At 70.0% G+C, this 22,717-nt stretch carries 24 protein-coding genes; 12 read left to right on the forward strand and 12 right to left on the reverse strand.

Features of this window, described 5'->3' with window-relative positions:
- The first annotated feature begins 150 nt into the window (after window positions 1–150).
- The 3 genes from ACWEOO_RS17230 to ACWEOO_RS17240 are packed head-to-tail and all read left to right on the forward strand — an operon-like array spanning window position 151 to window position 2,773.
- Complete coding sequence (locus ACWEOO_RS17230; RefSeq protein WP_452143792.1) at window positions 151–1,500, forward strand: ferredoxin reductase family protein; 1,350 nt, start codon at window positions 151–153, stop codon at window positions 1,498–1,500.
- 5 nt (window positions 1,501–1,505) lie between these two features.
- A complete protein-coding gene (locus ACWEOO_RS17235; RefSeq protein ID WP_452143793.1) occupies window positions 1,506–2,015 on the forward strand; it encodes an FMN-binding protein in 510 nt (169 codons plus the stop codon).
- The gene (locus tag ACWEOO_RS17240; protein ID WP_452143794.1) at window positions 2,012–2,773 is read left to right on the forward strand and encodes an FAD:protein FMN transferase; all 762 of its coding nucleotides are present in this window, start codon (window positions 2,012–2,014) and stop codon (window positions 2,771–2,773) included. Before ACWEOO_RS17235 ends, ACWEOO_RS17240 begins: the two co-directional genes overlap by 4 nt.
- Here ACWEOO_RS17240 and ACWEOO_RS17245 read toward each other — a convergent pair.
- Both ACWEOO_RS17245 and ACWEOO_RS17250 read right to left on the reverse strand, forming a co-directional pair.
- Window positions 2,754–3,401 (reverse strand): hypothetical protein, encoded by a 648-nt coding sequence (locus ACWEOO_RS17245; RefSeq protein WP_452143795.1) that lies wholly within the window; start codon window positions 3,399–3,401, stop codon window positions 2,754–2,756. The two genes, ACWEOO_RS17240 and ACWEOO_RS17245, sit on opposite strands and share 20 nt — an antisense overlap.
- Before the next feature lie 29 nt (window positions 3,402–3,430).
- On the reverse strand, window positions 3,431–4,006 hold the full coding sequence (locus tag ACWEOO_RS17250; protein ID WP_452143796.1) for a TetR/AcrR family transcriptional regulator: 576 nt from the start codon (window positions 4,004–4,006) through the stop codon (window positions 3,431–3,433).
- A gap of 74 nt (window positions 4,007–4,080) precedes the next feature.
- On the opposite strand from ACWEOO_RS17250, the gene ACWEOO_RS17255 reads away from it, so the two are divergent.
- Window positions 4,081–4,437, forward strand: a complete 357-nt coding sequence (locus ACWEOO_RS17255) for a DoxX family protein (RefSeq protein ID WP_452143797.1) — start codon at window positions 4,081–4,083, stop codon at window positions 4,435–4,437.
- Here the strand turns inward: ACWEOO_RS17255 and ACWEOO_RS17260 are convergent.
- From ACWEOO_RS17260 to ACWEOO_RS17270, 3 genes are all read right to left on the reverse strand, one after another.
- Window positions 4,434–5,324, reverse strand: a complete 891-nt coding sequence (locus ACWEOO_RS17260) for a carbohydrate ABC transporter permease (protein WP_452143798.1) — start codon at window positions 5,322–5,324, stop codon at window positions 4,434–4,436. The two genes, ACWEOO_RS17255 and ACWEOO_RS17260, sit on opposite strands and share 4 nt — an antisense overlap.
- A gap of 1 nt (window position 5,325) precedes the next feature.
- Entirely contained in the window at window positions 5,326–6,168 is an 843-nt protein-coding gene (locus ACWEOO_RS17265; RefSeq protein WP_452143955.1) for a carbohydrate ABC transporter permease, read from the reverse strand.
- An 83-nt stretch (window positions 6,169–6,251) separates the two neighbouring features.
- Window positions 6,252–7,616 (reverse strand): extracellular solute-binding protein, encoded by a 1,365-nt coding sequence (locus ACWEOO_RS17270; protein ID WP_452143799.1) that lies wholly within the window; start codon window positions 7,614–7,616, stop codon window positions 6,252–6,254.
- A 257-nt stretch (window positions 7,617–7,873) separates the two neighbouring features.
- On the opposite strand from ACWEOO_RS17270, the gene ACWEOO_RS17275 reads away from it, so the two are divergent.
- On the forward strand, window positions 7,874–10,231 hold the full coding sequence (locus tag ACWEOO_RS17275; protein WP_452143800.1) for a glycoside hydrolase family 3 N-terminal domain-containing protein: 2,358 nt from the start codon (window positions 7,874–7,876) through the stop codon (window positions 10,229–10,231).
- A 4-nt stretch (window positions 10,232–10,235) separates the two neighbouring features.
- Window positions 10,236–11,294 carry a LacI family DNA-binding transcriptional regulator gene (locus tag ACWEOO_RS17280; RefSeq protein ID WP_359923828.1) on the forward strand — a complete coding sequence of 353 codons (1,059 nt, stop codon included), beginning with the start codon at window positions 10,236–10,238 and terminating at the stop codon, window positions 11,292–11,294.
- On the opposite strand, the gene ACWEOO_RS17285 is transcribed toward ACWEOO_RS17280, so the two are convergent.
- From ACWEOO_RS17285 to ACWEOO_RS17295, 3 genes are read right to left on the reverse strand one after another with little or no spacing between them, the layout of a single operon-like run.
- Window positions 11,295–11,951, reverse strand: coding sequence for a hypothetical protein (locus ACWEOO_RS17285; protein ID WP_452143801.1), 657 nt, complete (start codon window positions 11,949–11,951; stop codon window positions 11,295–11,297).
- On the reverse strand, window positions 11,948–12,763 hold the full coding sequence (locus ACWEOO_RS17290; protein WP_452143802.1) for an ATP-binding cassette domain-containing protein: 816 nt from the start codon (window positions 12,761–12,763) through the stop codon (window positions 11,948–11,950). Before ACWEOO_RS17290 ends, ACWEOO_RS17285 begins: the two co-directional genes overlap by 4 nt.
- The gene (locus ACWEOO_RS17295; RefSeq protein ID WP_452143803.1) at window positions 12,702–13,928 is read right to left on the reverse strand and encodes a hypothetical protein; all 1,227 of its coding nucleotides are present in this window, start codon (window positions 13,926–13,928) and stop codon (window positions 12,702–12,704) included. Before ACWEOO_RS17295 ends, ACWEOO_RS17290 begins: the two co-directional genes overlap by 62 nt.
- 59 nt (window positions 13,929–13,987) lie before the next feature.
- On the opposite strand from ACWEOO_RS17295, the gene ACWEOO_RS17300 reads away from it, so the two are divergent.
- Window positions 13,988–14,959 (forward strand): ArsR/SmtB family transcription factor, encoded by a 972-nt coding sequence (locus ACWEOO_RS17300; protein WP_452143804.1) that lies wholly within the window; start codon window positions 13,988–13,990, stop codon window positions 14,957–14,959.
- A 19-nt stretch (window positions 14,960–14,978) separates the two neighbouring features.
- On the opposite strand, the gene ACWEOO_RS17305 is transcribed toward ACWEOO_RS17300, so the two are convergent.
- Entirely contained in the window at window positions 14,979–17,393 is a 2,415-nt protein-coding gene (locus ACWEOO_RS17305; RefSeq protein WP_452143805.1) for a glycoside hydrolase family 3 protein, read from the reverse strand.
- Between the two features lie 46 nt (window positions 17,394–17,439).
- On the opposite strand from ACWEOO_RS17305, the gene ACWEOO_RS17310 reads away from it, so the two are divergent.
- The 5 genes from ACWEOO_RS17310 (at window position 17,440) to ACWEOO_RS17330 (ending at window position 19,879) form a co-directional block, all read left to right on the forward strand.
- The gene (locus tag ACWEOO_RS17310; protein WP_452143806.1) at window positions 17,440–18,024 is read left to right on the forward strand and encodes a TetR/AcrR family transcriptional regulator; all 585 of its coding nucleotides are present in this window, start codon (window positions 17,440–17,442) and stop codon (window positions 18,022–18,024) included.
- A gap of 3 nt (window positions 18,025–18,027) precedes the next feature.
- Window positions 18,028–18,903 carry a CPBP family intramembrane glutamic endopeptidase gene (locus ACWEOO_RS17315; RefSeq protein WP_452143807.1) on the forward strand — a complete coding sequence of 292 codons (876 nt, stop codon included), beginning with the start codon at window positions 18,028–18,030 and terminating at the stop codon, window positions 18,901–18,903.
- Window positions 18,904–18,975: 72 nt separating this feature from the next.
- Window positions 18,976–19,314, forward strand: coding sequence for a hypothetical protein (locus ACWEOO_RS17320; RefSeq protein ID WP_452143808.1), 339 nt, complete (start codon window positions 18,976–18,978; stop codon window positions 19,312–19,314).
- A gap of 44 nt (window positions 19,315–19,358) precedes the next feature.
- Window positions 19,359–19,565, forward strand: coding sequence for a hypothetical protein (locus ACWEOO_RS17325; protein ID WP_452143809.1), 207 nt, complete (start codon window positions 19,359–19,361; stop codon window positions 19,563–19,565).
- The gene (locus tag ACWEOO_RS17330; protein ID WP_452143956.1) at window positions 19,550–19,879 is read left to right on the forward strand and encodes a GNAT family N-acetyltransferase; all 330 of its coding nucleotides are present in this window, start codon (window positions 19,550–19,552) and stop codon (window positions 19,877–19,879) included. Before ACWEOO_RS17325 ends, ACWEOO_RS17330 begins: the two co-directional genes overlap by 16 nt.
- A 139-nt stretch (window positions 19,880–20,018) precedes the next feature.
- Here ACWEOO_RS17330 and ACWEOO_RS17335 read toward each other — a convergent pair whose 3' ends face one another.
- The 3 genes from ACWEOO_RS17335 to ACWEOO_RS17345 are packed head-to-tail and all read right to left on the reverse strand — an operon-like array spanning window position 20,019 to window position 22,701.
- A complete protein-coding gene (locus ACWEOO_RS17335; protein ID WP_452143810.1) occupies window positions 20,019–20,750 on the reverse strand; it encodes an amidohydrolase family protein in 732 nt (243 codons plus the stop codon).
- Window positions 20,744–21,472: a hypothetical protein gene (locus ACWEOO_RS17340; protein WP_452143811.1), complete on the reverse strand. Its 729-nt coding sequence runs from the start codon at window positions 21,470–21,472 to the stop codon at window positions 20,744–20,746. Before ACWEOO_RS17340 ends, ACWEOO_RS17335 begins: the two co-directional genes overlap by 7 nt.
- Window positions 21,469–22,701, reverse strand: coding sequence for a DegT/DnrJ/EryC1/StrS family aminotransferase (locus tag ACWEOO_RS17345; protein ID WP_452143812.1), 1,233 nt, complete (start codon window positions 22,699–22,701; stop codon window positions 21,469–21,471). Before ACWEOO_RS17345 ends, ACWEOO_RS17340 begins: the two co-directional genes overlap by 4 nt.
- Window positions 22,702–22,717 lie beyond the last annotated feature (16 nt).

Raw genomic sequence — 22,717 nt, forward strand, 5'->3', positions numbered from 1 at the left:
AGAGGGCTTCTTTTTTGTTTTCCGGCACAAATCTCAACGGTATCTATTTCTGGGGCGTCCGGCAACCAGCAGCGGCCAAACGAGCGCTTCACAGCCGGCTCACAGACAACCCGAAGGACCCGCTCAGCAGGCGCCGTGAGACTGACGGGCATGCGGTCTCGTAACGACAGCGCCGTACGGCTCGGCGCGCTGGCAGCCCTGTGGCTGAGCCTGCTGCTCGTCATGTACTGGTGGGTCGCCGGCGGCGGCGTGCAGGAGCTCCGCGGGTGGGCGACCGGCCTGACCTCGATCAGCCGGATCACCGGTCTGGTCGCCTCGGTGCTGCTGCTCGCGCAGGTCGTGCTGATGGCCCGCGTACCGATGCTGGAATCGGCCTTCGGGCAGGACCGCCTCGCGCGGATCCACCGCATCACCGGCTTCACGTCCTTCAACCTGATGCTGGCGCATGTCGTGACGATCACCTGGGGCTACGCGGTGGGGGAGTTGCACCGGACTCCTTCGACGCTGTGGGACCTGACGATCGACTACCCGGGCATGCTGCTCGCGGTCGGCGGCACGGTCTGTTTGTGCCTGAGTGTGCTGACGAGCATCAGGGCGGCCCGTCGCCGGATCCGGTACGAGTCGTGGCATCTCCTGCACCTCTACGCGTACCTCGGAGTCGGGATCGCGCTCCCGCACCAGTTGTGGACCGGCCAGGAGTTCCTGTCGTCGACCGGGCGGACCGTGTTCTGGTGGACGGCCTGGGCGGTCGCCGCCGCGGCCGTGCTCGTCTTCCGGGTCGGCGTACCGATCCGCCGCAACGTGCGGCATCGGCTCCGGGTGACCGCCGTCGTACCGGAGGGCGCGGGGATCGTGTCGGTGTACGTCGCCGGGCGCCGGCTGGACCGTTTGCCGGCCGAGGCCGGGCAGTTCTTCTCGTGGCGGTTCCTCGGGCGGCCCGGCTGGACGCGGGCGAACCCGTACTCGCTGTCCGCCGCGCCCGACGGTCGAGGTCTGCGCATCACGGTGCAGGACGCGGGGGACGGTAGCGCGGCCGTCGGTTCACTGCTGCCGGGAACGCGGGTGCTGATCGAAGGACCGTACGGGCGGATGAGCCCGCGGGCCCGGACCCGGCGCAAGGTCGCGCTGATCGGCGCGGGTGTCGGCGTCACGCCGCTGCGGGCGCTCGCCGAGGGACTCGACTACGCGCCGGGCGATGCGGTGCTGGTGCAGCGGTACACGGATCAGCAGCTCTTCCACGACGAGTTCCAGGCGTTGTGGCGGGACCGGGGCCTGTCGTTGCTGACGCTGCCGGGATCGCGGCGGCGGCCGGACTCGTGGTTCGGTGCCGGCGTGCGGGAGTACGACGACGTACAGGCACTTCTGCAGTGGATTCCGGACATCGCCGAGCGCGACGTGTACCTGTGCGGACCCGAGGCGTGGACCGCGTTGGTCAGCTCCAGCCTCACCGCCGCCGGCCTGCCGGCCGAGCGGCTCCATCTCGAGACCTTCAAGTGGTGACCGCTGTGAAACGAATCGTCCTGTGGCTCCTCGGCACCGTCTCGGCGGTCGTCCTGATGTTCGGCTACCACACCTCGACGTCCGGCCCGGAGGCCGCGGTCACGCCGATCGCCGGGGGCGAGGGCGCCGACAGCAACAGCACTCCGAGCACGCCGACAACAACGCCGTCCACCACGCCGTCCACCACGCCGTCCACCTCACCGTCCGCCTCACCGTCGGCGACGCCGTCGGCCTCTTCGGGATCGTCGACGGTCACCGGGGACGTCGCGCAGACGCAGTGGGGTCCGGTACAGGTGCAGCTCACCGTGCAGAGCGGCAAGATCACCGCGGTCAACGTCCTGCAGTACCCGAACGGGAACCACCGCGACGTCGAGATCAACGACTACGCACTGCCGATCCTGATCGACGAGACCGTCAAGGCCCAGAACGCGCAGATCGACATGGTCAGCGGCGCGACCGTCACCAGCGACGGCTACATCCGGTCCCTGCAGAGCGCCCTGGACCAGACGAAGTGAAGCGCTACGTCGAGCACGTGATGGGCATGCCGATCAGCCTCGCGCTGCGCGGCCGGCACACCGACGACGAACTCGCCGCCCAGGCCTGGGCCGACGCCTTGGAGATCCTGCACACCGCCGACCGGATCTTCAGCACGTACCGCGCCGACTCGCACATCTCCCGCCTGAATTGCGGCGAGCTGACCGTCGTCGACTGCCCGCCCGAGGTCGCCGAGGTCCTCCGGCTCGGCGAGCGGGCACGGCTCGAGTCCGGCGGCGCCTTCGACGTACGCCGGGCTGGTCTACTCGACCCGAGCGGCGTCGTGAAGGGCTGGGCCGTCGAGCGGGCCGCGGCGCCCTTCCAGCGGCTGGCCGGCACGGACTACTGCCTTTCCGCGGGCGGTGACCTGATCTGCCGCGTCGCCGGACCGGAGTCCGAGGCCTGGCGGATCGGTATCGAGGACCCGTTCGACCCCGAGAAGATCGCGGCGATCTTGCCGATCCGCAACGGCGCCGTCGCCACGTCCGGCCTGCACCGCCGCGGCCCGCACATCACCGACGCCCGCAACGGCGAGACACCGACTGCGCTCGCGTCGGTCACCGTCATCCACCGCTCGCTCACCCACGCCGACATCGACGCCACCACCGCCTTCGCCCTCGGCCCCGACGGCCCCGCCTGGCTCCACGCCCGCCCCAACCGCACCGGCCTCGCCATCCTCACCGACGGAACCCGCCAGCTCATCGGACAGACAGACCGGCTCAGCTCGCGTTCCAGATGACCGCGTCGAAGGTGGTGTGGGTGTCGATGTCGGTCTCGCCGAGTTTGGAGACCTTGAGCCTGACGACGTTCCCGGCGCTGGTCCGCACACACAGCACGGTCTTCTTCGAGAGCTTCACGTTGTCGCGGCTCCCGAGCGCGTCGATCGCATCCGAGCATTCCTGGTACCCGGGCAGGGCGCCGGAAGCTCCTGCCCACTGCGCGATCCGCGTGCCGTTCTGACCGCCGAACTCGTAGTTGAGCACCATGAACACGTCGCCCTGGTCGTCGGCGCCATCCGGGTCCGGCAACGCGTCCAGATCCTTCGGCTCGGCGTCGACCAGCAGCGCCCCCTTCCACCGCTCGCTCCCGGCGGGCGAGCCGCTGGAGCTCGGCGACTCGTTCTCGCCGGGCGTCGTGGTCGGCGTCCTCGTCGGTGCCGACGCCGTCGGCGACGTGGAAGCCGAGGACGTGGGTACGGCGGCCGGGCCGCCTGCCGTGTCCTTGTCGTCACCGGAGTTGGCGAAAATCGGCACCAACGTGGCGATCAGAGCGGTGGCGATCGACGCCGCGGCAGCGATCCACGCACTCCTCTGGTGCCTGTCGAACCAGCTGTTCGTTTCGGGCTTCTCATCCACCAACGTACTCATCACCCCACTGGCCAGACCGAGCGTCGAGGCTAGCAGTCCGTGAGGCCAGGAACACGGTCCGGATTCAGCACGCGGGTGATGACATCGGTGACCATCCGGCGAGGGATGGGGCGGTGGGCGACGAAGTGACGGTAGAAGAACGGACTGGTGAGCAGATCCGTGGTGAGTTCGGGATCGGTGTCGGCAGGAAGTTCGCCGCGGTCCCGGCCGCGCTGCAGGACCGTGAGCAGCGGCTCGCGGCGGCGGTTGGTCAGATCGGTGTGGAGCTTCGAGAGAGCGGGATCGCGTTCGGCGGCATCGATGAACGCCGCCAGCAGCCGCGGGAACGGCGTCCGTTCGAGCAGCAACACGAACGCGGTGAGGATCTCCGCGACGTCTTTGGTCACCGACCCGGTGTCCGGCGTCGGAAACGGCCGGTAGGTCGCATCCATCGCGTCCACCAGCAACGCGCCGGTGGTCGGCCACCGCCGGTACAGCGTGGCTTTGCTCGCCCCGGCCCGCCGCGCTACGGCCTCCATGGTGAACCCCGCCAGCCCGGATTCGTCCAGTACTTCGAGCGCGGCGGTCAGCATCCGCTGCCGCGCGCCATCTCCCCGCGAGACCATTGATCCACCTCCATCGAAACGCTATCGTACCGTTAGCGAGGAGTACGGGTCCGTTTCGATAGAAGGTGATCGCGATGAGGACCGCGACGTACTGGACGGTGACCTCGATCGTCGTGGCGGAGTGTGCGGTCGGCGGTGCGATGGACCTGTTCCGGCTGGCGCCGTTCTACCCGATGCTGATCGAGCTCGGGTATCCGAGCTACTTGGCCACGATCCTCGGTACGGCGAAACTCGCTGCCGCGGTGGTGATCGCCGTACCGCGGTTGCCGCGGCTGAAGGAATGGGCGTACGCCGGCGTGCTGATCAACATGACCGGCGCGGCGGCCTCGAACGCCGCCGCACACGAGTACGCCGGGATGATCGCCCCCGCCGCGTTCGCCGTGCTGGCGTTCGCGTCGTGGGCGACCCGTCCCCGGAGCAGAAGAATCTAGCGGCTGAAGCCTGCGGTGAGGCCGCTGAGGAGTTGGCGGCGGCTGACGGCGTAGAGGACGACGATGGGCAGGGTGGTGAGGACGACGGAGGCGAGGACGGCCGGGACGTTCACGCTGTACTGGCCTTGGAAGGTCCACAGGGCAAGGGGCAGAGTGCGCTTGTCGGGGCTCTGGGTCAGGATCAGCGGGAGCAGGAAACCGTTCCAGACGCCGAGTCCGTTGTAGATGCTGACCGTGACGAGCGCCGGCCGGGTGAGCGGCAGCGCGAGTTTGGTCATCATGCCCCACTCGGTCGCGCCGTCGACCCGCATCGACTCGAAGAGCTCCTTCGGGACGTCGCGGATGAAGTTCGACAGCACCAGCACCGACAGCGGGATCGCGAACGCGACCGACGGCAGGATCAGCGCGAGCAGGCTGTCGTACAGCTGCATCCGGATGATCAACAGGTAGACCGGGATGATGGTCGCCTGCAGCGGGATCGCCAGTCCCATCAGGAACAGCCCGTTGACGCCGGCCAGGAAACGGCTGCCGGCCCCGCGGATGATCGCGTACGACGCCATGAACGAGATCGCGACCGCGGGCAGGATCGTGCCGATGGTGACGATCACGCTGTTCAGGAAGTACCGCGGGAAGTCGGACTCGATGACCAGCTTGTAGTTGTTCGTCGTCGGCGCGGACGGCAGCGCGAACGGGTTCTGGCTGAAGTACGCGCTCTGGTCCTTGAAGCTGGTGACGACGATCCAGTACAGCGGGACCAGCACGATCCCGAGCCAGATCCAGCCCGCGAGGCCGCCGAACCAGTTCAGCCGGAGCAGCTTGTGCGCAGGGCTCGGGCGTTGGCTCACCGGCCGCGCGGTCGTACTGGTGCTGCTCGTTGCCACTGCCATCTCACGCACCTTCCTGCTGGCTGGCCGTCGTACTGCCGCCGAGCCGGCGTAGCAACAGGGCGAGCGCCAGGCCGAGCAGCACGATCATCGCCGCGATCACGCTGGCCGGGCCCATCTGGTTGGACATGAAGCCCCGCTTGTACATGTCGAGGGCGAGCACCCGGGTGGCGTCGCCGGGTCCGCCCGCGGTGAGGACGAAGATCAGGTCGAAGAAGGTCAGCGATCCGACCACCATCAGCGTCGACGAGGTGATGATCGTGTACTTCAGCTGCGGCACGGTGATGCTGAAGAACTGCCGGATCCGGCCGGCGCCGTCGATCGCCGCCGCCTCGTACATCGTGGTCGGGATCTGCCGGACGCCGCCCTGGTAGATCAGCGAGTGGAACGGGATGAACTGCCAGGACACGATGAAGATCACCACACCGACCGCGAGGGTGCTGTTGCCGAGCCAGTCCTGGGTGAGGAAGTCCAGGTGCAGACCGGGGCCGAGCCCGAAGTTCGGGTCGAGCAGGGCCTTGTAGGTGATCGCGATCGCGGCCGAGCTGAGCAGCAGCGGGATGAAGTACAGCACCGCGAGGAACGCGCGGTACCGCTGCCGGCCGGCGAGGAAGACGCCGAGCAGCAAGCTGATCGGTGTCTGCACGAGCCACGAGAAGATCATGATCTCGAAGGTGACCAGGATGGTGTGCGGCAACTGGGGGTCGTTGAGCACGGACTTCCAGTTGGAGATCCCGGCGGGGGTGATCGCGCCGAGACCGTCCCAGGTCGTGAAGCTCAGCACCAGGACGCCGACCAGCGGGACGACGCCGAACACGATGAACAGCGCCAGCGCCGGCAGCACCATCCACGTCACCGGACCGCTCCGCCCGACGCCGGACGTGGGCCTGTTACGCACTGCTTCCGGCGCTACGGGCGGAGCGGTCGCCGTCACTGGCCGATCACCGCGTTCATGTTGGTGGCGAACTGCTGCGGCGAGATCGACAGCTGGAACAGCTTCGCGATGTTGTCGAGCAGCGTCTCGGCCTGGGTCGGGCTGAGCGCCTGGTCCCAGGACTGCGCGAAGTTCTTCGCGTTCGCCGCGGTGTCGTAGACGAAGTTCAGCCACGCGGAGTCGTTCTTGTCCGTGATCGAGGAGAGCTTGTCCTTCGCGCTCTTCACGACCGGGATGTTGCCCGACTTCACCCATTCCGACACGGTCGCGTCGTCGAGGGTGTTGTTGGCGATGAACTTCTTGGCGGTCTCCTTGTCGGCGGCGCTGGCCTTGGAGGAGATCGACATGTACTGCCCCGGGTTGCCGACGGTGTCGCTCGGGTCGCCCTTGCCGCCGTCGACCGGCGGGAAGTTCATGTAGCCCAGGTGCCCGCCGGTCACGAAGTCGCCACCAGACGATTTCATGTTGCCGTAGGTCCAGGCGCCGTGCAGCATCATCGCGGCCTTGCCGGTGTAGAGCAGCGCCTGGTCGGCGTTGGAGTCGGCGGTGATCGAGGAGAAGCCCTTGACGAAGCCGTTCGCCTTGATCAGCTTCTGCATCTCCTCGAGCGCCTTGATCGCGGACGGGTCGGACCAGCCGTCCTTCTTGCCGTCGAAGATGTTCTGGAAGACCTCGGCGCCGCCGATCCGGTCGAACAGGAACTCCAGCCACATCATGTTCGTCCAGCGCGACTGGCCGCCGAGCGAGAACGGCGCGATGCCCTTCTCGTTGAACTTCGGCACCAGGTCCATGATGTCGCCCCAGGACTGCGGGGGCTGCGCGCCGATCTTCTCGAAAGAGCGCTTGTCGTAGAACAGCACGATCGGCGTCACCGTTTCGCCCGGAATCGCGTAGAGCTTGCCGTTGACGGTCGCCGCGGTGAAGGCGGACGGGAAGATCGAGTTCTTCAGGTCGGCCTGCTCGTTGTTGAACCAGTCGGTCAGGTCCTCGACCTGGCCGGCTTCGACGTAGCTCTTCAGGCCGCCGCCGCCCCAGCCCCAGATCAGCGTCGGGCCCTGGCCGGCGCCGATGGCGGTCTTGATCTTCTGCTTGAACGCATCGTTCTGGAACTCGGTGGTCTTGATCTTGGTGCCCGAGTTGGCGTCGTTGAACCGCTTGACCTGCGCCTCCCGGATGCCCTGCTGCGGCTGGCCGGTGAGGAACCAGTATGTCGCCCCGCTGCCGGCGTTGCCGCTGGCTCCGGTGGTCGACCCCGGCGTGCTCGTCGGGCCGGAACTGCCGCACGCGGCGAGGCCGGCAGCGAGTGCGCCGCCACCGACGAGACCCAGGAAGGTCCGCCGGGATGTCGTGTTGGGATCCACAGTGATCTCCGTCGTCCGTGCTGCCCCCACAGGTTGCGGAAGCACCTGCCGATATGACTTGTTTTCGAAACATAGATTTCGGAGATAGTGCTGTCAAGACTTGAACTAACCCCAGTTTGGGGTCACAGTAAGGTCACGCAATCCCCTGTTACGCAGGCGATTCAGCGACCGGAGCGCGCTCGCCGGATCGAACGGAGAGTATCGAAAAGTTTTCGATAATTGCTCACCGAAACGAACGTTCATCAAGGGAGATTTTCTTGTCCATCGACACTGAGCGGCCCTGGCGCGACCCGGCGCGGCCGGCCGCGGAGCGGGCGGACCTGCTGCTGGCGGCGATGACCCTGGAGGAGAAGATCGCGCAACTCGGCAGTCGCTGGGCCGGCAACGACATGGCCGACACCGAGCTGCCCGCGGACGAGACGATCAACGTCGCGCCGATGGAGGACGTGTTCTCGGTCGGCGGCGCGCTGTCGCTGGAGGACGCCAGTCGCGAGGGCCTCGGCCATCTGACCCGTGTCTGGGGCAGTTACCCGCAGACGGTCGAGCAGGGCGTCGCCGAGGTGATCCGGCAGCACGAGGTGGTACTGAAGGGCTCACGGCTCGGCGTGCCCGCGATCGTCCACGAGGAGTGCCTCACCGGGTTCACGACGTACGGCGCGACGGTCTACCCGGCCTCGATCGCCTGGGGCGCCACGTTCGACCCGGGGCTGGTCGAGCGGATGGCGGCGGCGATCGGGCGGGACATGGCCGCGGTCGGTGTGCACCAGGGACTGTCGCCGGTGCTGGACGTCGTGCGCGACTACCGGTGGGGGCGTGTCGAGGAGACGATGGGCGAGGATCCTTACCTGGTGGCGATGCTGGGCTCGGCGTACGTGCGGGGTCTGCAGAGCGGTGGTGTGGTCGCGACACTGAAGCACTTCGCCGGGTACTCCGCCTCGCGGGCCGGGCGGAACCACGGGCCGGTGTCGATGGGACGCCGGGAGTTGCTGGACATCATCCTGCCGACGTTCGAGACCGCGATCGCGACGGCCGGCGCCGGGTCGGTGATGAGCTCGTACTCCGACCTCGACGGCCTGCCCGCGAGTGCGGACCCGTGGCTGTTCACCGACGTCCTGCGCGACGACTGGGGTTTCGAGGGGACGGTCGTCTCGGACTACTGGGCGGTGCCGTTCCTCGCGTCGATGCACCGAGTGGCCGTGGACGACGATGCCGCCGGCGCGCTGGCGCTGACGGCCGGCACAGATGTCGAACTCCCGGACACGATCGGGTACGCCGGCCTGCTGGAGAAGGTGAAGGGCGGTGAGGTGTCCGAGGACCTGGTCGACCGCGCGGCGCGCCGCGTGCTGCTGCAGAAGGTACAACTCGGCCTGCTGGACGAGGACTGGAGCCCGGAGCGCTCGGTCCAGGCCGGGGGTGTCGACCTGGACTCGGACGCGAACAGGGCCGTCGCCGCCGAGCTGGCCGAGAAATCGGTGGTTCTGCTCGAAGCGGGTTCGGTCCTCCCGATCGCCGCCCCCACCAAGGTCGCGGTCGTCGGACCGTGCGCCGACGACGCACGCACGCTGATGGGCTGCTACGCGTTCCCGAACCATGTGCTGCCGCGGTACCCCGAGCGGGGCCTCGGGATCACCATCACCACGCCGTTGGATGCCTTGCGCAACGAGCTGCCGAATGTGTCGTACGCCAAGGGCTGTGACGTGACCGGCGCGGATCGTTCCGGGTTCGCGGAAGCTGTCGCGCTGGCCGGGGACTGTGAGCTGACGGTGGCGTTCGTCGGTGATCTGTCGGGTCTGTTCGGGCACGGGACGTCCGGGGAAGGGTGCGACGCCGAGGACCTTCGGTTGCCCGGGGTCCAGGGTGAGCTGCTCGACGCGTTGCTGGAGACCGGGAAGCCGGTCGTGCTCGTGGTGGTGTCGGGGCGGCCGTATGCGCTCGGCGAGTACGCCGATCGCGCGGCGGCGCTGGTGCAGGCGTTCATCCCGGGGCAGGAAGGCGGCGCGGCGATCGCGGGTGTGCTGAGCGGGCGGATCGTGCCGAGCGGGAAGCTGCCGGTGCAGATCCCGCGGCACGTCGGCGGGCAGCCCGGCACGTACCTGCAGCCGGCGCTCGGGAGTGTGGAGAGCGCGGGCATCAGCGGGCTCGAGACGAGGCCGCTCTATCCGTTCGGGTACGGCGCGTCGTACACGGACTTCACGGTCGCCGATCTCCGGTTGAGCGTGCCGGAGATCGGCAGCAACGGCGAGTTCACCGCCACGGTACGGGTGACGAACACGGGCGACCGGGGCGGCGACGAGGTCGTGCAGTTGTACCTGCGCGACGTCGTCGCCCGGGTCGCCCGGCCGTTGAAGCTGCTCACCGGGTTCGCCCGGGTGTCGCTCGCGCCGGGACAGGTGGTCGACGTCACGTTCCGGGTGCACGCCGACCGCACGGCGTACACGGATCCCGGCCTGCGGCGGATCGTCGAGCCGGGTGACGTCGAAGTGATGGTGGGCACGTCGTCGCTCGACCTGCCGTGTCGTGCGATGCTGCGGATCACCGGGGATGTGAGGGTAGTCGGGCACGACCGGGTGCTGACCACCCCGGTGACGATCAGCGAGGACCCTGGAGGAGGGTGATGAGATGTCGCGGTTGAAGGGGCGCGTCACCCTGGCCACCGTGGCCGGGTCGGCCGGGGTCTCGGTCGCCACGGTCTCCAAGGTGCTGAACGGGCGCAGCGACGTGTCGTCGGCGACTCGCGCACGGGTCCAGGAGGTCCTCGAGAAGCACGGGTACGTCGGGCGCCGCCCGGACACGGTGCAACGGGAGACGATCGAGCTGTTCTACCAGGGCGTCGTCAACGCCTACTCGGTCGAGGTGATCCAGGGCGTCGTCGAGGCCGGTCAGGCAGCCGGCGTCGACGTCGTGCTGACGTCGCATCCGAAGCATCCGCCGACCGCGAGCGGCGGCGCGACCGCGGGCCGGGCGGCGGGCTGGATCCGGCAGCTGACCGCCAGCAGCCGGCTGGCCGCGATCGGTGTCACCAGCGAGCTGTCTGCCGCGGACCTGGCGGCGCTGGCCCGGGCGAGGTTGCCGCTGGTGGTCATCGACCCCGCGAACACCCCGGAGCCCGACGTGATCAGCGTGGGTTCGACGAACTTCGCCGGCGGGATGGCCGCGGCGCAGCACCTGTTGTCCCTCGGTCACCGCCGGATCGGCTACGTGGGAGGTCCGCCGACGTCCGGCTGCAACCAGGCCCGGCTGAGCGGCTACCGCAGCGCGATGGAGTCAGTCGGCGCCGGCGTACCGGCCGAGTACCTCTGGATGAGCGACTTCCTGTACGAGGACGGGCTGGCCGGCGGTACCAAGCTGCTCGACCTGCCGGACCGGCCGACCGCGATCTTCGCGGGCAGCGACGAGGTCGCTCTCGGGATCCTGGAGGCGGCGCGGGCGCGCGGCCTGCGGGTACCGGAGGATCTCAGCGTGGTCGGCTTCGACGACACCGAGGTCTCCCGGCTCGCCTCGCCGCCGCTCACCACGGTCCGGCAGCCGCTGCGCGAGATGGGCGCGGTCGCGGTCCGCACCGCGCTGCAGCTGGCCGCGGGGGAGCCGGTCGCGTCGCATCACGTCGAGCTGGCCACGACGCTGATCATCCGTGGCTCGGCCGCCCCGCACGGGCTGACGTCGATCGCGGCGTCCTGATCATTCCTTCCGGTCGGCGAGCACCTTCGTCGCGAGCACCGCGGCGGTCAGCAGGATCGCCGAGACGGCGGCGAGCAGCGTCAGCGGTACGGCGTTGGCGCCGGCGGGCTTCTCGTCGGACAGCACGGTCATGATCGGGCGGATCGGCGAGATCCAGCGGACCAGCAGGACGGCGAGGATCGCGGCTGCCGCGGTCAGCATCGCGACGCCGATCCGCGCGACGACGAGACGCGAGCAGAGCAGGCCGATCGCGATCCCGGTCATCGCCGCCCCGAGTTGTGCCGCGGCGCCGACGGCGAGGTCCGCGGCGGTGACGCTGTGCTTGCCGGTCACGATCGGGTAGACGAGACCGATCACCAGCAGCGGCACGCACCAGGTGACGACGACGGCGACCGTGGCCGTCAGGACGCGCAACGAGCTGCCGACCGTCACGACCGTGATCTTGCGCTGCGTCGGATCCTCGTGGTTCACGACGCTGACGGCGAGCCAGGTGGTGCAGACGAGCATCGCGAGCACGCAGAACGCGTACGACGACTGCAGAGGCCCGTTGTCGGACGTCGTACCGACGGCCATCGCGGCGAGGAAGATCAGCGTCGGCGGCAGGTACCGCTGGGAGAGCAGGACGCTGGCCAGCAGGTAGCGGTAGAGCGCGCTCACTCGGGTTTCACCTGCCGCACGGTGACGACCGACCAGCCGTGGTTCAGCGCGGTGAGCAGGGCGGCGTCGTGACAGCCGGTCGGCAGCAGCAGGACGACGCCGGCATCGGTCCGCCGTACGTCGAGCACGTCCGGGTGGTGATCCCAGTCGAGGCGGGCGCCGGGGATCAGGTGGAGTTCGGTGAGATCGGCCGGCCGGCGCACGGTGGTCAACCGGCCGCGGTCGAGCTCGCAGACCCGGGTCGCGGTCGAGCGGACGACGTCGGCGGAGTGCTCGGTGAACGCGACCGCCGCGCCCTGCTCGGCGGCCTCGGTGAGGAGCTCGCGCAGCGTGGAGTGGGCGGTGGCGTCGAGTCCGGCCCAAGGCTCGTCGAGGACGAGCAACTGCGGCGGATCGAGCAACGCCTGCGCCAGCGCGACCTTCTGCGCGTTGCCTTTCGACAGCTTTCGCATCGGGGTGTCCGCACCGCCCGCGAGCGCGAGCCGGTCGAGCAGTTCGAGCGACCGGTCGCGCGCCGCTCTCGTGCTGAGTCCGCGGATCCGGCCCATGTGCCGCAGGTACGCCGACGCCGACAGACGGTCGTGGGACGTGAACACGTCGGGCACGTAGCTGACGACGCGGGCGTTGCGCTGCACCGTCCCGGCGGACGGTTGCGACAGGCCGACCAGCAGCCGCAGTACCGTCGACTTGCCCGAGCCGTTCGCACCGACCAGGGCCAGCAGTTCGCCGGCGTCGAGGCCCAGGTCGACGTCAGCGAGGATCTCCCGACGCCCGTACCGTTTGGAGACCTTCCGGAGCCGGACCACTTCCATGCGGCGAGCCTATCCGGGCCAGCGGTCTACTCAGGACGACGGAAACCAGCAGGGACGCGACCGCGAAGGCTGTCATCACCGGCGCGGCCGCCGTCAGGTCGGCGAGCGCGCCGGCCAGGATCGCCGTCACGCCGAACGTCGTCATCCGGAGCGCGGACTCCAGCCCGAGGACCTGACCGCGCATCTCAGACGGCGTGAGGTCGACGAGGACCTCCTGCTGTGCAAGCGATGCGGAGTACCCGCTGCTGCCGACCGCGACCAGGATGCAGAGCACCGCGAGAGGGAGATCGAACGCGAAGCCCAGGAACGGTACGGCGAGCAGGAAGCGCAGCCAGTGCGCCACGCTGCGGCGCCGCTGCCAGCTGAGATAGCGGCCGACGACGAGGTCGCCAGTCATCATGCCGGCGGCTCCGGCGGCCAGCAGCCAACCGGCGCGCGAACCGGCGTACGGGACGAACAGGGCTTCGCAGCCGACGATGAGGCCGTTCGGGAGCGTGAGTGCGAGCAGCAGCGGGCGAGTACGGCGCTGGGCGAGCAGCGTACGGTTGCCGCGCCACGTCTCGGCGAGACCGGTCCGCGCGACCCGGCGCGGCGCGCGGTCGTGCAGACCGAAGCGGATGACCGGTACGGCGAGCGCCGCGCATCCGGTCGCGATCCAGAGCACCGTCGACGGGCCGACCGCCTGCAGGAGGACGCCCGCGATGCCGAAGCCGGCGATCTGCATCGCGCCGACCGACAGGTTCATCGCCGACCGGCCGAGCACGAACTCGTCCGGCGACACCACCTCGCCGAGCAGACCCCAGCGAACGCCGGCGCCGATCGAGAGCCCGTACGCGACCGCGAGCGACAGGACGAGCCGGAGGCCGGCGGACAGATCGGCCGCGGCCTGGACGGCGACCGCGACGGTCGAGAGTACGGCGAGCAGCGTGAGCACCTGGCGGGGCCGCGCGGTGTCCGCAGCGGACATCAGCGTTGAGACACCGAGAACCTGGGCGAGCGACGGCCCGAACATGACGGCCGCCGCGAGCAACGCGGAGCCGGTCGCGGCGTCGACCAGGATCGCGAGCGTCAGGCTGGTCATGGTCGAGGACGCGTTGCCCAGCGCGCTACTGATCCACAGGTTCCGGAACTCGGGGTTGGCGAAGATCGCCCGGTAGGTGCCCATGCCTGGCAGCATCGACCGGCGGCCCCGGGTCACCTACAGTTTCGGGTGGAGGCGAAACATTGTCCGAGTTCCTGGTCGATGCCGACACGCTGGTGAACGCGCGGTTCGGTACGTCGCAGCTCACCGAGACGGTGTCCGCGCTGAAGCTGCTGCGGGCGCCGGTCGAGCCGTGGTTCCGGCTGTGGAAACAGACGCACAGCGCCGCGTTCCAGGCTGCGGTGGCCGCCGATCCGGTGTGGGCGGCGCTCGTGGACAGTGCGTTCGGGCGGAGCTGGGTCGCGGACTTCCTGACCGTTCCGCCGCTCGAGCCCGATCTCACGATCGAGGAGGAGCTCGAGTACCTGACATCGCTCGACGACGACCGCATCCGCGCCGATCTCAGCGTCGTACGGACGCCGGTGCCGGCCGTGCTGAGTGAGGCGTCCGGGCTTGCCGCGGAGGCCGCGGAGTTGCTGCGCTGGGTGTGGAAGGAGACGGTCGAGCCCGACTGGCCGCGGCGGTTGCGGGTGCTGCAGGCCGACGTCGTGTCGCGGACGTCGCGGCTCAGCGAGCAGGGGTGGTCCGGTGTGCTGCGCGGACTCGGCCCCGACGTGCGGTGGCTGGGCGACGGGCGGATCCAGGTCAACCGCTGGGACTACCCGGTGACCGACGTACGCGGCCGCGACCTGATGTTCATCGCCGCGCATACCCAGAAGGTCAACGTGAGCTGGCGGCTGCCGGACCGGTTCGCGCTCACGTACCCGGTGACCGGAATCTTCGCGACCACGGCGACTCCCGACGAACCGCTGGTCCAGCTCCTCGGCCGGAACCGCGCCAGCATTCTCGTCGAGGCGGCCGAACCGGTGAGCACGACCGTGCTGGTGGCGACCACGGGGCTGTCGCTTGCCACCGTGTCCGATCACCTGCGTGTCCTGACCGACGCCGGGCTGCTGGAACGCCGCCGCTCTGGCCGATCGGTCCTGTACTGGCAGTCCGACACCGGCCGCCGGGTCGTCCGGCGACCGGCGTCGAACCGCCCCGAGCCCCGATGAAGCTCGTGCAGCCGGGCAGCTAACGGATCTCGAGCTCCGTGGAGAGCGGGAGGTCCGAAACCGACGAGCCGGCTCGGATCGTGAAGGCACCGGGCTCGGTCGTCCAGCCCGACCCGTGGTCGGTGACAGCCCAGTGCTCGAAGGTGTGCTCGTGGAGATGCACCGTGAGCTCGCGGGCCTGACCCGCGTCGAGGCGGACGACGGCGAACCCGGCCAGCCAGCGCACCGGCCGGTCGACGGTGCTTTCCGGACGTTCGACGTACACCTGGACCACGTGCTTGCCGGCGCGGTCGCCGGTGTTGCGCACGGTCAGCGCCACGGACGACGGGTCGTTCGCCCGCAGCTCGGAGAGCTCCCAGGTGGTGTAGCCGAGCCCGTGCCCGAACTCGTACGCCGGCTCGGTCCCGGCCTTCAGCCACGCCCGGTACCCGATGTGGACGCCCTCGTCGTACCGGACGACACCGTCCTTCGGGGTCACGTCGATGACCGGGACGTCCTCCTGCGTCCGCGGCCAGGTGGTCGGCAGGCGACCTCCCGGCTCGACGCGGCCGAGCAGCACGTCGGCGAGCGCGTCGCCGTACTGCTGACCACCGAAGTACGTCGCCAGCACCGCGGCGACGTCGTCGCGCCAGGGGAGCAGGACGGGCGAGCCCGCGTTCACGACCACGACCGTGCGCGGGTTCGCGGCCGCCACCGCGCGGACCAGGTCGTCCTGGTGACCGGGGAGGGCGAGCGAGGTCCGGTCGTACCCCTCGGACTCGACCTTCGAGTTGGTGCCGACGACAACGAGTGCGACGTCCGCATCACGCGCTGCCGCGACCGCTTCGTCGATCAGGGCCTGCGGGTCGTCATCGGCCGGCTCGACGCCGACCGTGATGCTGAGCGCGTTGCCCAGCCCGCCCTCGGCCGTGTGCAGGTCGAGCTCGACGCGCACGTCGACCGGCGTTCCGGCGGTCACGTCGAGTGGCGTGGAGATCGACGGCGGCGACAGGATCGCGGCGCCGAGGTCGTTGCCGACCGGCACCGCGGTGTCCTCGCGGAGAAGCTTGCCATCGGCAAAGATCCGGCCGTGGCCGACCGACGCGAAGCCGAGCCGGACGGCGCCGGACTCCGCCGGTGTCCAGGTGGTGCGGAACTCGAACGTCGCGGTTTCGACGACCGGTGCGTCGCCGCCGAGGTAGACGAGTGCGCTGGAGAACCGGTCCTCCGCGAACAGCTCGGCACCGTCGGCGCCGAGGAACCGCACGCGGGCGCCCTGCTGACCTGATTCCGGGTTGGTCATGGTCGCCGGCGGCAGCTCGGCCACGCCTTCCTGGACGATCGCGCCGATCGAATAGGTGATCTCGGCGTCGGGGAGAGCAGCGCGGAGGCCGTCGAGCGGCGAGACGACCTGCTCCGGGATCACGGTCGCGCTGCCGCCGCCCTGAGTCCGGGCGTCCCGGGCGTTGTGGCCGATGACCGCGAGCTTGCGGACGTCGCTCCAGGGCAGCGCGCCCTCGTTGCGGAGCAGGACGGTGCCTTCCGCGGCCGCCGTACGGGCGAAGGCCACGCCGTCGATCTGCGGCGGGTCCGACGGCTTCTCCGTGCCTTCGAGGGCGCCGACACGGGCGGCGAGCGCGAGGATCCGGCGGACCTTGCGGTCGATCGCGTCCTCCTTGACCTCGCCGGACCGCACGGCGTCGACGAGCGCGTCGCCCCAGGCGCCGACCGGCCCCGGCATCGCGAGGTCCTGCGAGTGCTTGGCGCTCTCCACGCTCCGGACCGCCGTCCAGTCGCTGACGACGACACCGTCGAATCCCCAGTCGGTGTTGAGCGGGGTCTCGAGCAGTTCGTTCTCCGACGCGGTGGCGCCGTTGATCGAGTTGTAGGCGCTCATCACCAGCCACGCCTTCGACTGCGTGACCGCCTTCTCGAAGGCCAGCAGGTACACCTCGCGCAGCGTGCGCTCGTCGACCACGACGTTCGCGGTGAAGCGGTCGGTCTCGAAGTCGTTGGCCACGTAGTGCTTCGGGGTGGCGCCGACACCGAGCTCCTGCACGCCGGCGACATACGCCGCGGCAAGGTCCGCGGTCAGCACCGGGTCCTCGCTGAAGGCCTCGAAATGCCGGCCGCCGAGCGGGGAGCGGTGCAGGTTGATCGTCGGGCCGAGCACGACGTCGACGTTCTTCCGCCGGGCCTCGAGCGCCGACACCACGCCGTACCGATGCGCGATGCCGAGGTCCCAGGAGGACGAGAGCGCGGTGGCGGACGGGAGGTTCAGCGACGGGTCGCGCTCGTCCCAGACCGCGCCGCGGACGCCGCTCGGACCGTCGGACAGCACCATCGAGCGCAGCCCGATCGCGGGCAGCGCGTGCGTGGACCAGAAGTCCTGGCCGGTCAGGATCCGGACCTTCTCCTCCAGGGAGAGGCGGCCGAGCAGGTCGTCGACGTTCATGGCGCCGATGCTACGTGCGAAAACCAAGTGATGCTAGGTTTTGGCCATGGCGAATTCCCGGGGTCCGTATGCGAAGGGTGTGGCCAAGCGCGCCGAGATCCTGCGGGCGGCGCTGGAGGTGATCGCGCGGCACGGCTACCGGAAGACGTCGACGCGCGAGCTGGCCGCCGCGGCCGGGCTCAGCGAGGCCGGGATGCTGCACTACTTCGGCTCGAAGGAACAGCTCTTCGAGGCGGTGCTCCGGGCGCGGGACGAGGCGGACATGACCCGCTTCGGCACCGCCGATCCGATCGACAACCTGACCGCGATCGTCCGGCACAACCGGTCGGTGCCGGGCCTTGTGCAGCTTTACTCGACGTTCTCCGCCGAGGCCGGCGACCCCGACCACAGCTCGCACGAGTACTTCGTCGAGCGGTACGCCGGCATTCGCGAGGCCCTCGCCGACGCGGTCCGGGCCCGCCAGTCCGCCGGCACGTTCAACCCCTCCGCCGATCCCGACGCGATCGCAACGCTGCTGATCGCGCTGTCGGACGGGCTCCAGATCCAGACCCAGTACGAGCTGTCGACCGACCCTGGCGACCTCTTCGACCACCTGCTCACCCTGCTGGCCGGACCTACGCGCGATAGTTGAACCATGACGAGTGCCGCCGACGACCAGGACCCTCCGGCGGAGCTCGCCAGTCCACCAGCCGCGGCTTCGGCGGCGTCCGGGCCCTCCGCCGCGACTCCGGCACCTGCAGCATCTGTCGAGCCGGCCGCCATCACCCGGTCGGTGCTGACAAAAGAGGTCTGGCTCGTGCTGGCGCTGTCCCTCGGCGCCTCCGGGGTGGCGGCGATCATCTCGTTCGCCGGTGTGCTGACGTCGGCGAAGCCGATCAGTGGGCAGACGGCGGTGATCGTCGGATCGCGGGCTCCTGGGCGGCCGTGGCTGGATCTCGCGTGGCAGGTGTTCGCGGTGGTGACCGCCTTGGTGCCGGTGGCGCTGGTCGGGCATTTCCTGGCGCGGGGCCGGGAGTCGTTCCGGACGATCGGGTTCGACCTGCGGGACCGGCTGCGCGACCTCGGCCGGGGAACGACGATCGCGGCTGCCGTCGGCGGAGCGGGACTGTTGTTCTACATCGGTGCACACGCGACCGGTGCGAACCTGACCGTCGACCCGTCGCAGCTGCCGGACTACTGGTGGCGGATCCCGATCCTGATCGCGGTCTCCGCGCAGAACGCCGTCCTCGAGGAAGTCATCGTGCTCGGCTACCTGAACCACCGCCTGGACCAGCTCGGCTGGTCGGTACGCCGGGCGACCGCGACCAGCGCGCTGGTGCGCGGCTCGTACCACCTCTACCAGGGGCTCGGCGGGTTCGCGGGGAACGTGATCATGGGCGTGATCTTCACCTACCTGTACCGGCGCTGGGGCCGGGTGATGCCGCTCGTGGTCGCGCACGCCCTGATCGACACCGCCGCGCTCATCGGCGCCACGTATCTGCTCGGCAAAGTGTCCTGGCTGCCCAGCTGACGGCTGTTGAGCATTGGTCAACTGTCAAGGCCCGGACGTAACCGATCAGGGCTCCGACGGGTTGTTGGTGTCGTGACAGTCAACGGGGAAATCACCAGTCCGCCCGAAATCGACGCCGGCCTGGCCGCCGCGGCCCTCGCCGTGTTCGCACACCGGCACGAGGTCGTCCACCTGCTGTACGCCGCTACCGACGAGCCGGACGCGCTCGCCCGGATCGGCGCGCTGCTGAAGGTCGACGAGGCCGCCATCGCCCGCGTTCTCGACCAGCCGCTGCGCTGGATGCTCCCGCAGTTCCGCGACGAGCTGGAGACGATCGCGGCGGCGCCGGGCTCGATGCCCACCGGCACACCGCCGGCGGTCGCGGAGAGCGCGCCGGCGGACCTCGAGTCGGCGGCCGCGACGACCAACTGACGCGGTCCCCGCAGGACGCACCGCTCCATCAGTAGGTTGGAGCGGTGCAGACGTATGGGCGGGACATCCTGGAGATCGCGGACGAGCTCACCACGGCGTACGTCGAGGTGTTCACCGCGCCGCCGTTCGCGCACCGCGATCCGGGGCGACCGCGGCCGCGTTCAGCACGCGGCTCGAGTCCGACGCGGAGCGGGACGGGTTCCAGGCGTGGGTCGAGCGGTCGGCGGACGGGCGGATCGCCGGGTTCGTGACCGGCTGGACGACGCCGGCGCCGTTCCGCACCGACCGGTCGTACGGCAGTGTCCTGGACCGGCTCGGCGCCGAGCAGGTGGAAGAGCTGCTGATCGGCGCCTTCGAGGTGGACGAGCTAGGAGTGCTCCAGCACGCCCGCGGCACCGGCCTCGCCCGCCGGCTCCTGCAAGCCGCCACCCGCGAACACGCCCGAGCCTGGCTCCTCGCCTGGAACCAGAATCACACCGCGCTCGCCTTCTACCGCCACGTCGGCTGGCGGGAACCTGAGGTCCGCGGGCCCGAACACGACATCGTCGTGTTCGTCACGCTGTGACTGCGTGCAAGGTCAACAGGACGTATACGCCCACTGAGCGGCCATGCGGCCGGTCGCCCGCTGTGCGGTCGCGGGAGTGGGCGTATACGTCCTGTCGAGGTTGCACAGAGCGGAGAGCAGCGGGGGCAACCCGGCGGTGTCAGAGGCCGAACAGCGCGATGGCGTTGGCGTGGGTGACCGCGGCGTGTTCTTCGGGCGTCAGGTCGGCCGCCTCCAGGGCGCCGAGCGCGACGGACGGGTCGATCAGGGTGGCGTCGGTGCCGAACATCATCCGGCCGGGGCCGATCCGGTCCAGGATCCAGCGGATCCGGTTCGCCTCGGGCGCCGACCAGCAGGGCTCGAACCAGATCCGGTCCGAGCGGTCCGCGGCCTCGGGGACCCGGGGCCAGCCGTTCGCGCCCATGTGACCGGCCAGCAGCCGTGCCCCGGGCACCCGGGCGGCGACGTCGGCGAGATCGACGACGGTGTCGCCCCAGGTGTGCACCAGCGTCGGCAGCCCGTACTCGGTGGTCAGCTCGATCGCCGCCTGCATCGCGGGGGAGCTGATCGGCGTCCGGCTGTACTCGCTGTGGATCTTCGCGCCGACCCACCGGCTCCGCCCGTCGCCGGCGAGCAGCTCGTCGAGATCGGTCCGGGCCTCGTCCAGGCGGCGCGGGTCGACGACGACCATCCCGCGCAGCCGCGGATCGGCCGGCAGTTGCGCGGCGAGCGAGCGGTTGCCGAGCGGGGCGTCGTACACGATGGCCTCGATCGCGGAGACCAGTTGCAGGTCGATGCCGAACCGGTCGAGTCCGTCGATGTTGGTGTCGATGCTCGCCACGTCCATCGAGAAGAACCACGGTCCCCAGTGCGCGTGCACGTCGATCAGCATGCGGGCTCCAGCAGGGTCGTGAGGCTGCGGCTTCCGGCCTGGGCGATCTCGTCGGCGCTGAGCTTGGACGTGAGCAGCCGGCGGATCACCGAGCGGGTCTCGTGGAACGGCGTCCGGCAGCCGAGCACGAGCCGCTCGGCGCCGACCTCCGCGGCCACGATCTCCAGCGAGTCCGGCCCGGTCAGCATCCGGGTCGAGGTGTGGAACCCGGGCTCGGTGCGGGCCAGCAGCACGAAGTCACCGAGGTAGTAGAAGTGCGTGTCGAGGAACACCACGCGGGCGCCGAGCCCGCGCAGCGCCGGCCCGATCTTGCGAACGTCGCCCTCGACGAAGATCGTCAGCCCGGCGTTCACCAGCAGCTGCACGACGTGACCGAAGGCCGGGTACGTCGGTTCGACGCTCTGGGCGGTCGGCGCCAGCCGGATCGCCCGCGGCGGCGCGTCGCTCGCCAGCTGCCGCTCGAGCTCCTTCTCCGCGCCGAGCGGGTCCCGCAGGTCGAGCACCGGGCACGTCGTCCACCCGTTGCCGTCGGCAACCTGCCGGGCCTCGTCGTTCCCGGACGGTACGTCGAAGTGCACCGCGCGCAGCGCGGCCACGGCGCCGCCGGAGATCCCGCTGTCGGTGAACACCTTCGCGACGTTCTCGGGCCGCCCCCAGCGGCCCGTCGTGACGTCGTGCCCGACCAGGACGTCGCAGTCGAGCAGCAGGGGAGTGTCGGTCATGATTCCTTCCGGGACAGGGCGTGGTGGACCTTGCGGATCGCCGCCGCGATGTCGTCGACGTCGGACGCGGTGTAGTTCTCGTTCCAGCCGAGGACGAGCAGCCGGCGCTCGATCAGCTCCTCGGCGTTCGGGCACAGGCCGGCCGGGTACGAGACGTCCTGCAGCGGGAACCCGGAACGACCGTACGTGATCCGCTCGCGGACGGCCGGCGCGCCGTACAGCGGGCTGGTCAGGTAGCCGCCGTTCGCGGGCACACCCTCGGCGGTCAGCGCGGCGGCCCATTCCCGCATGTCGCCTGCCTCCGGGGAGATGATCAGTGGGTACTGCCAGTACACGTGGTCGCCACCGTCCCGCGGTGCCGTCACCCCGGCCAGGTCCTCGATCGCGGAGGACAGGCGCGCGGCCGCCGCACGGCGATCCTGCACGACGCCGCGCAACTTGGTGAGCTGGGCGCGGGTGACCGAGGCGACCAGCTCGGTCATCCGGTAGTTGAGCGCGAGGAACAGGTAGGTCCGCTCGTCGGTGTCTCGCGGCCAGCCCTTGTCGGCGAACAGCCGCATCCGGCGGGCCCGCTGCGCGTCGTCGGTCACCGCCAGCCCGCCGTCACCGGCGCTGATGTGCTTGGTCTGCTGCAGGCTGAAGCATCCGATGTGCCCGATCCGGCCGACGTAGCTGTCGCCGACCGGGGCTAGGTACGCCTGCGCGCAGTCCTCGATCAGCAGGATCCCGTGCCGGTCGCAGAGCTCGCGCAGCTCCCGGACCGCGGCCGGCTTGCCGAACAGGTGGACGACGATCACGGCCTTGGTCCGCGGCGTGATCGCGGCCGCCACGGTCTGCGGCGTCAGGTTCCCGGTGATCGGGTCTACGTCCGCGAACACCGGGACGGCGTTCTGCATCATGATCGGGAACACCGTGCCCATGTCGCTGATCGGCGTGGTGATGATCTCGTCGCCCGGCTCCGGGTTCACCGCGGCCACCGCGAGGTGCAGGGCCGCCGTCCCCGAGCTGCACGCGACCGCGTGCCCGGCGCCGAGCAGGGACGCGAACTCGAGCTCGAGCGCGGGCACCTCGGTGCCCCAGGTGGCCGAGAGCATGCCGCTGCGCAGCACCCGCTCGACCGCCTTGACCTCGTCGTCGCCGAAGCGCCGGCCGCTGGCGTTCATCACCGACGGCAGCGGCTCGGTGCGCACCGGCGTCCCGCCGTCGCGGGCGAGCTGACTGTTCTCCATCACTCAAATCCTTTGC

It is taken from the genome of Kribbella sp. NPDC004138 (assembly GCF_053603655.1).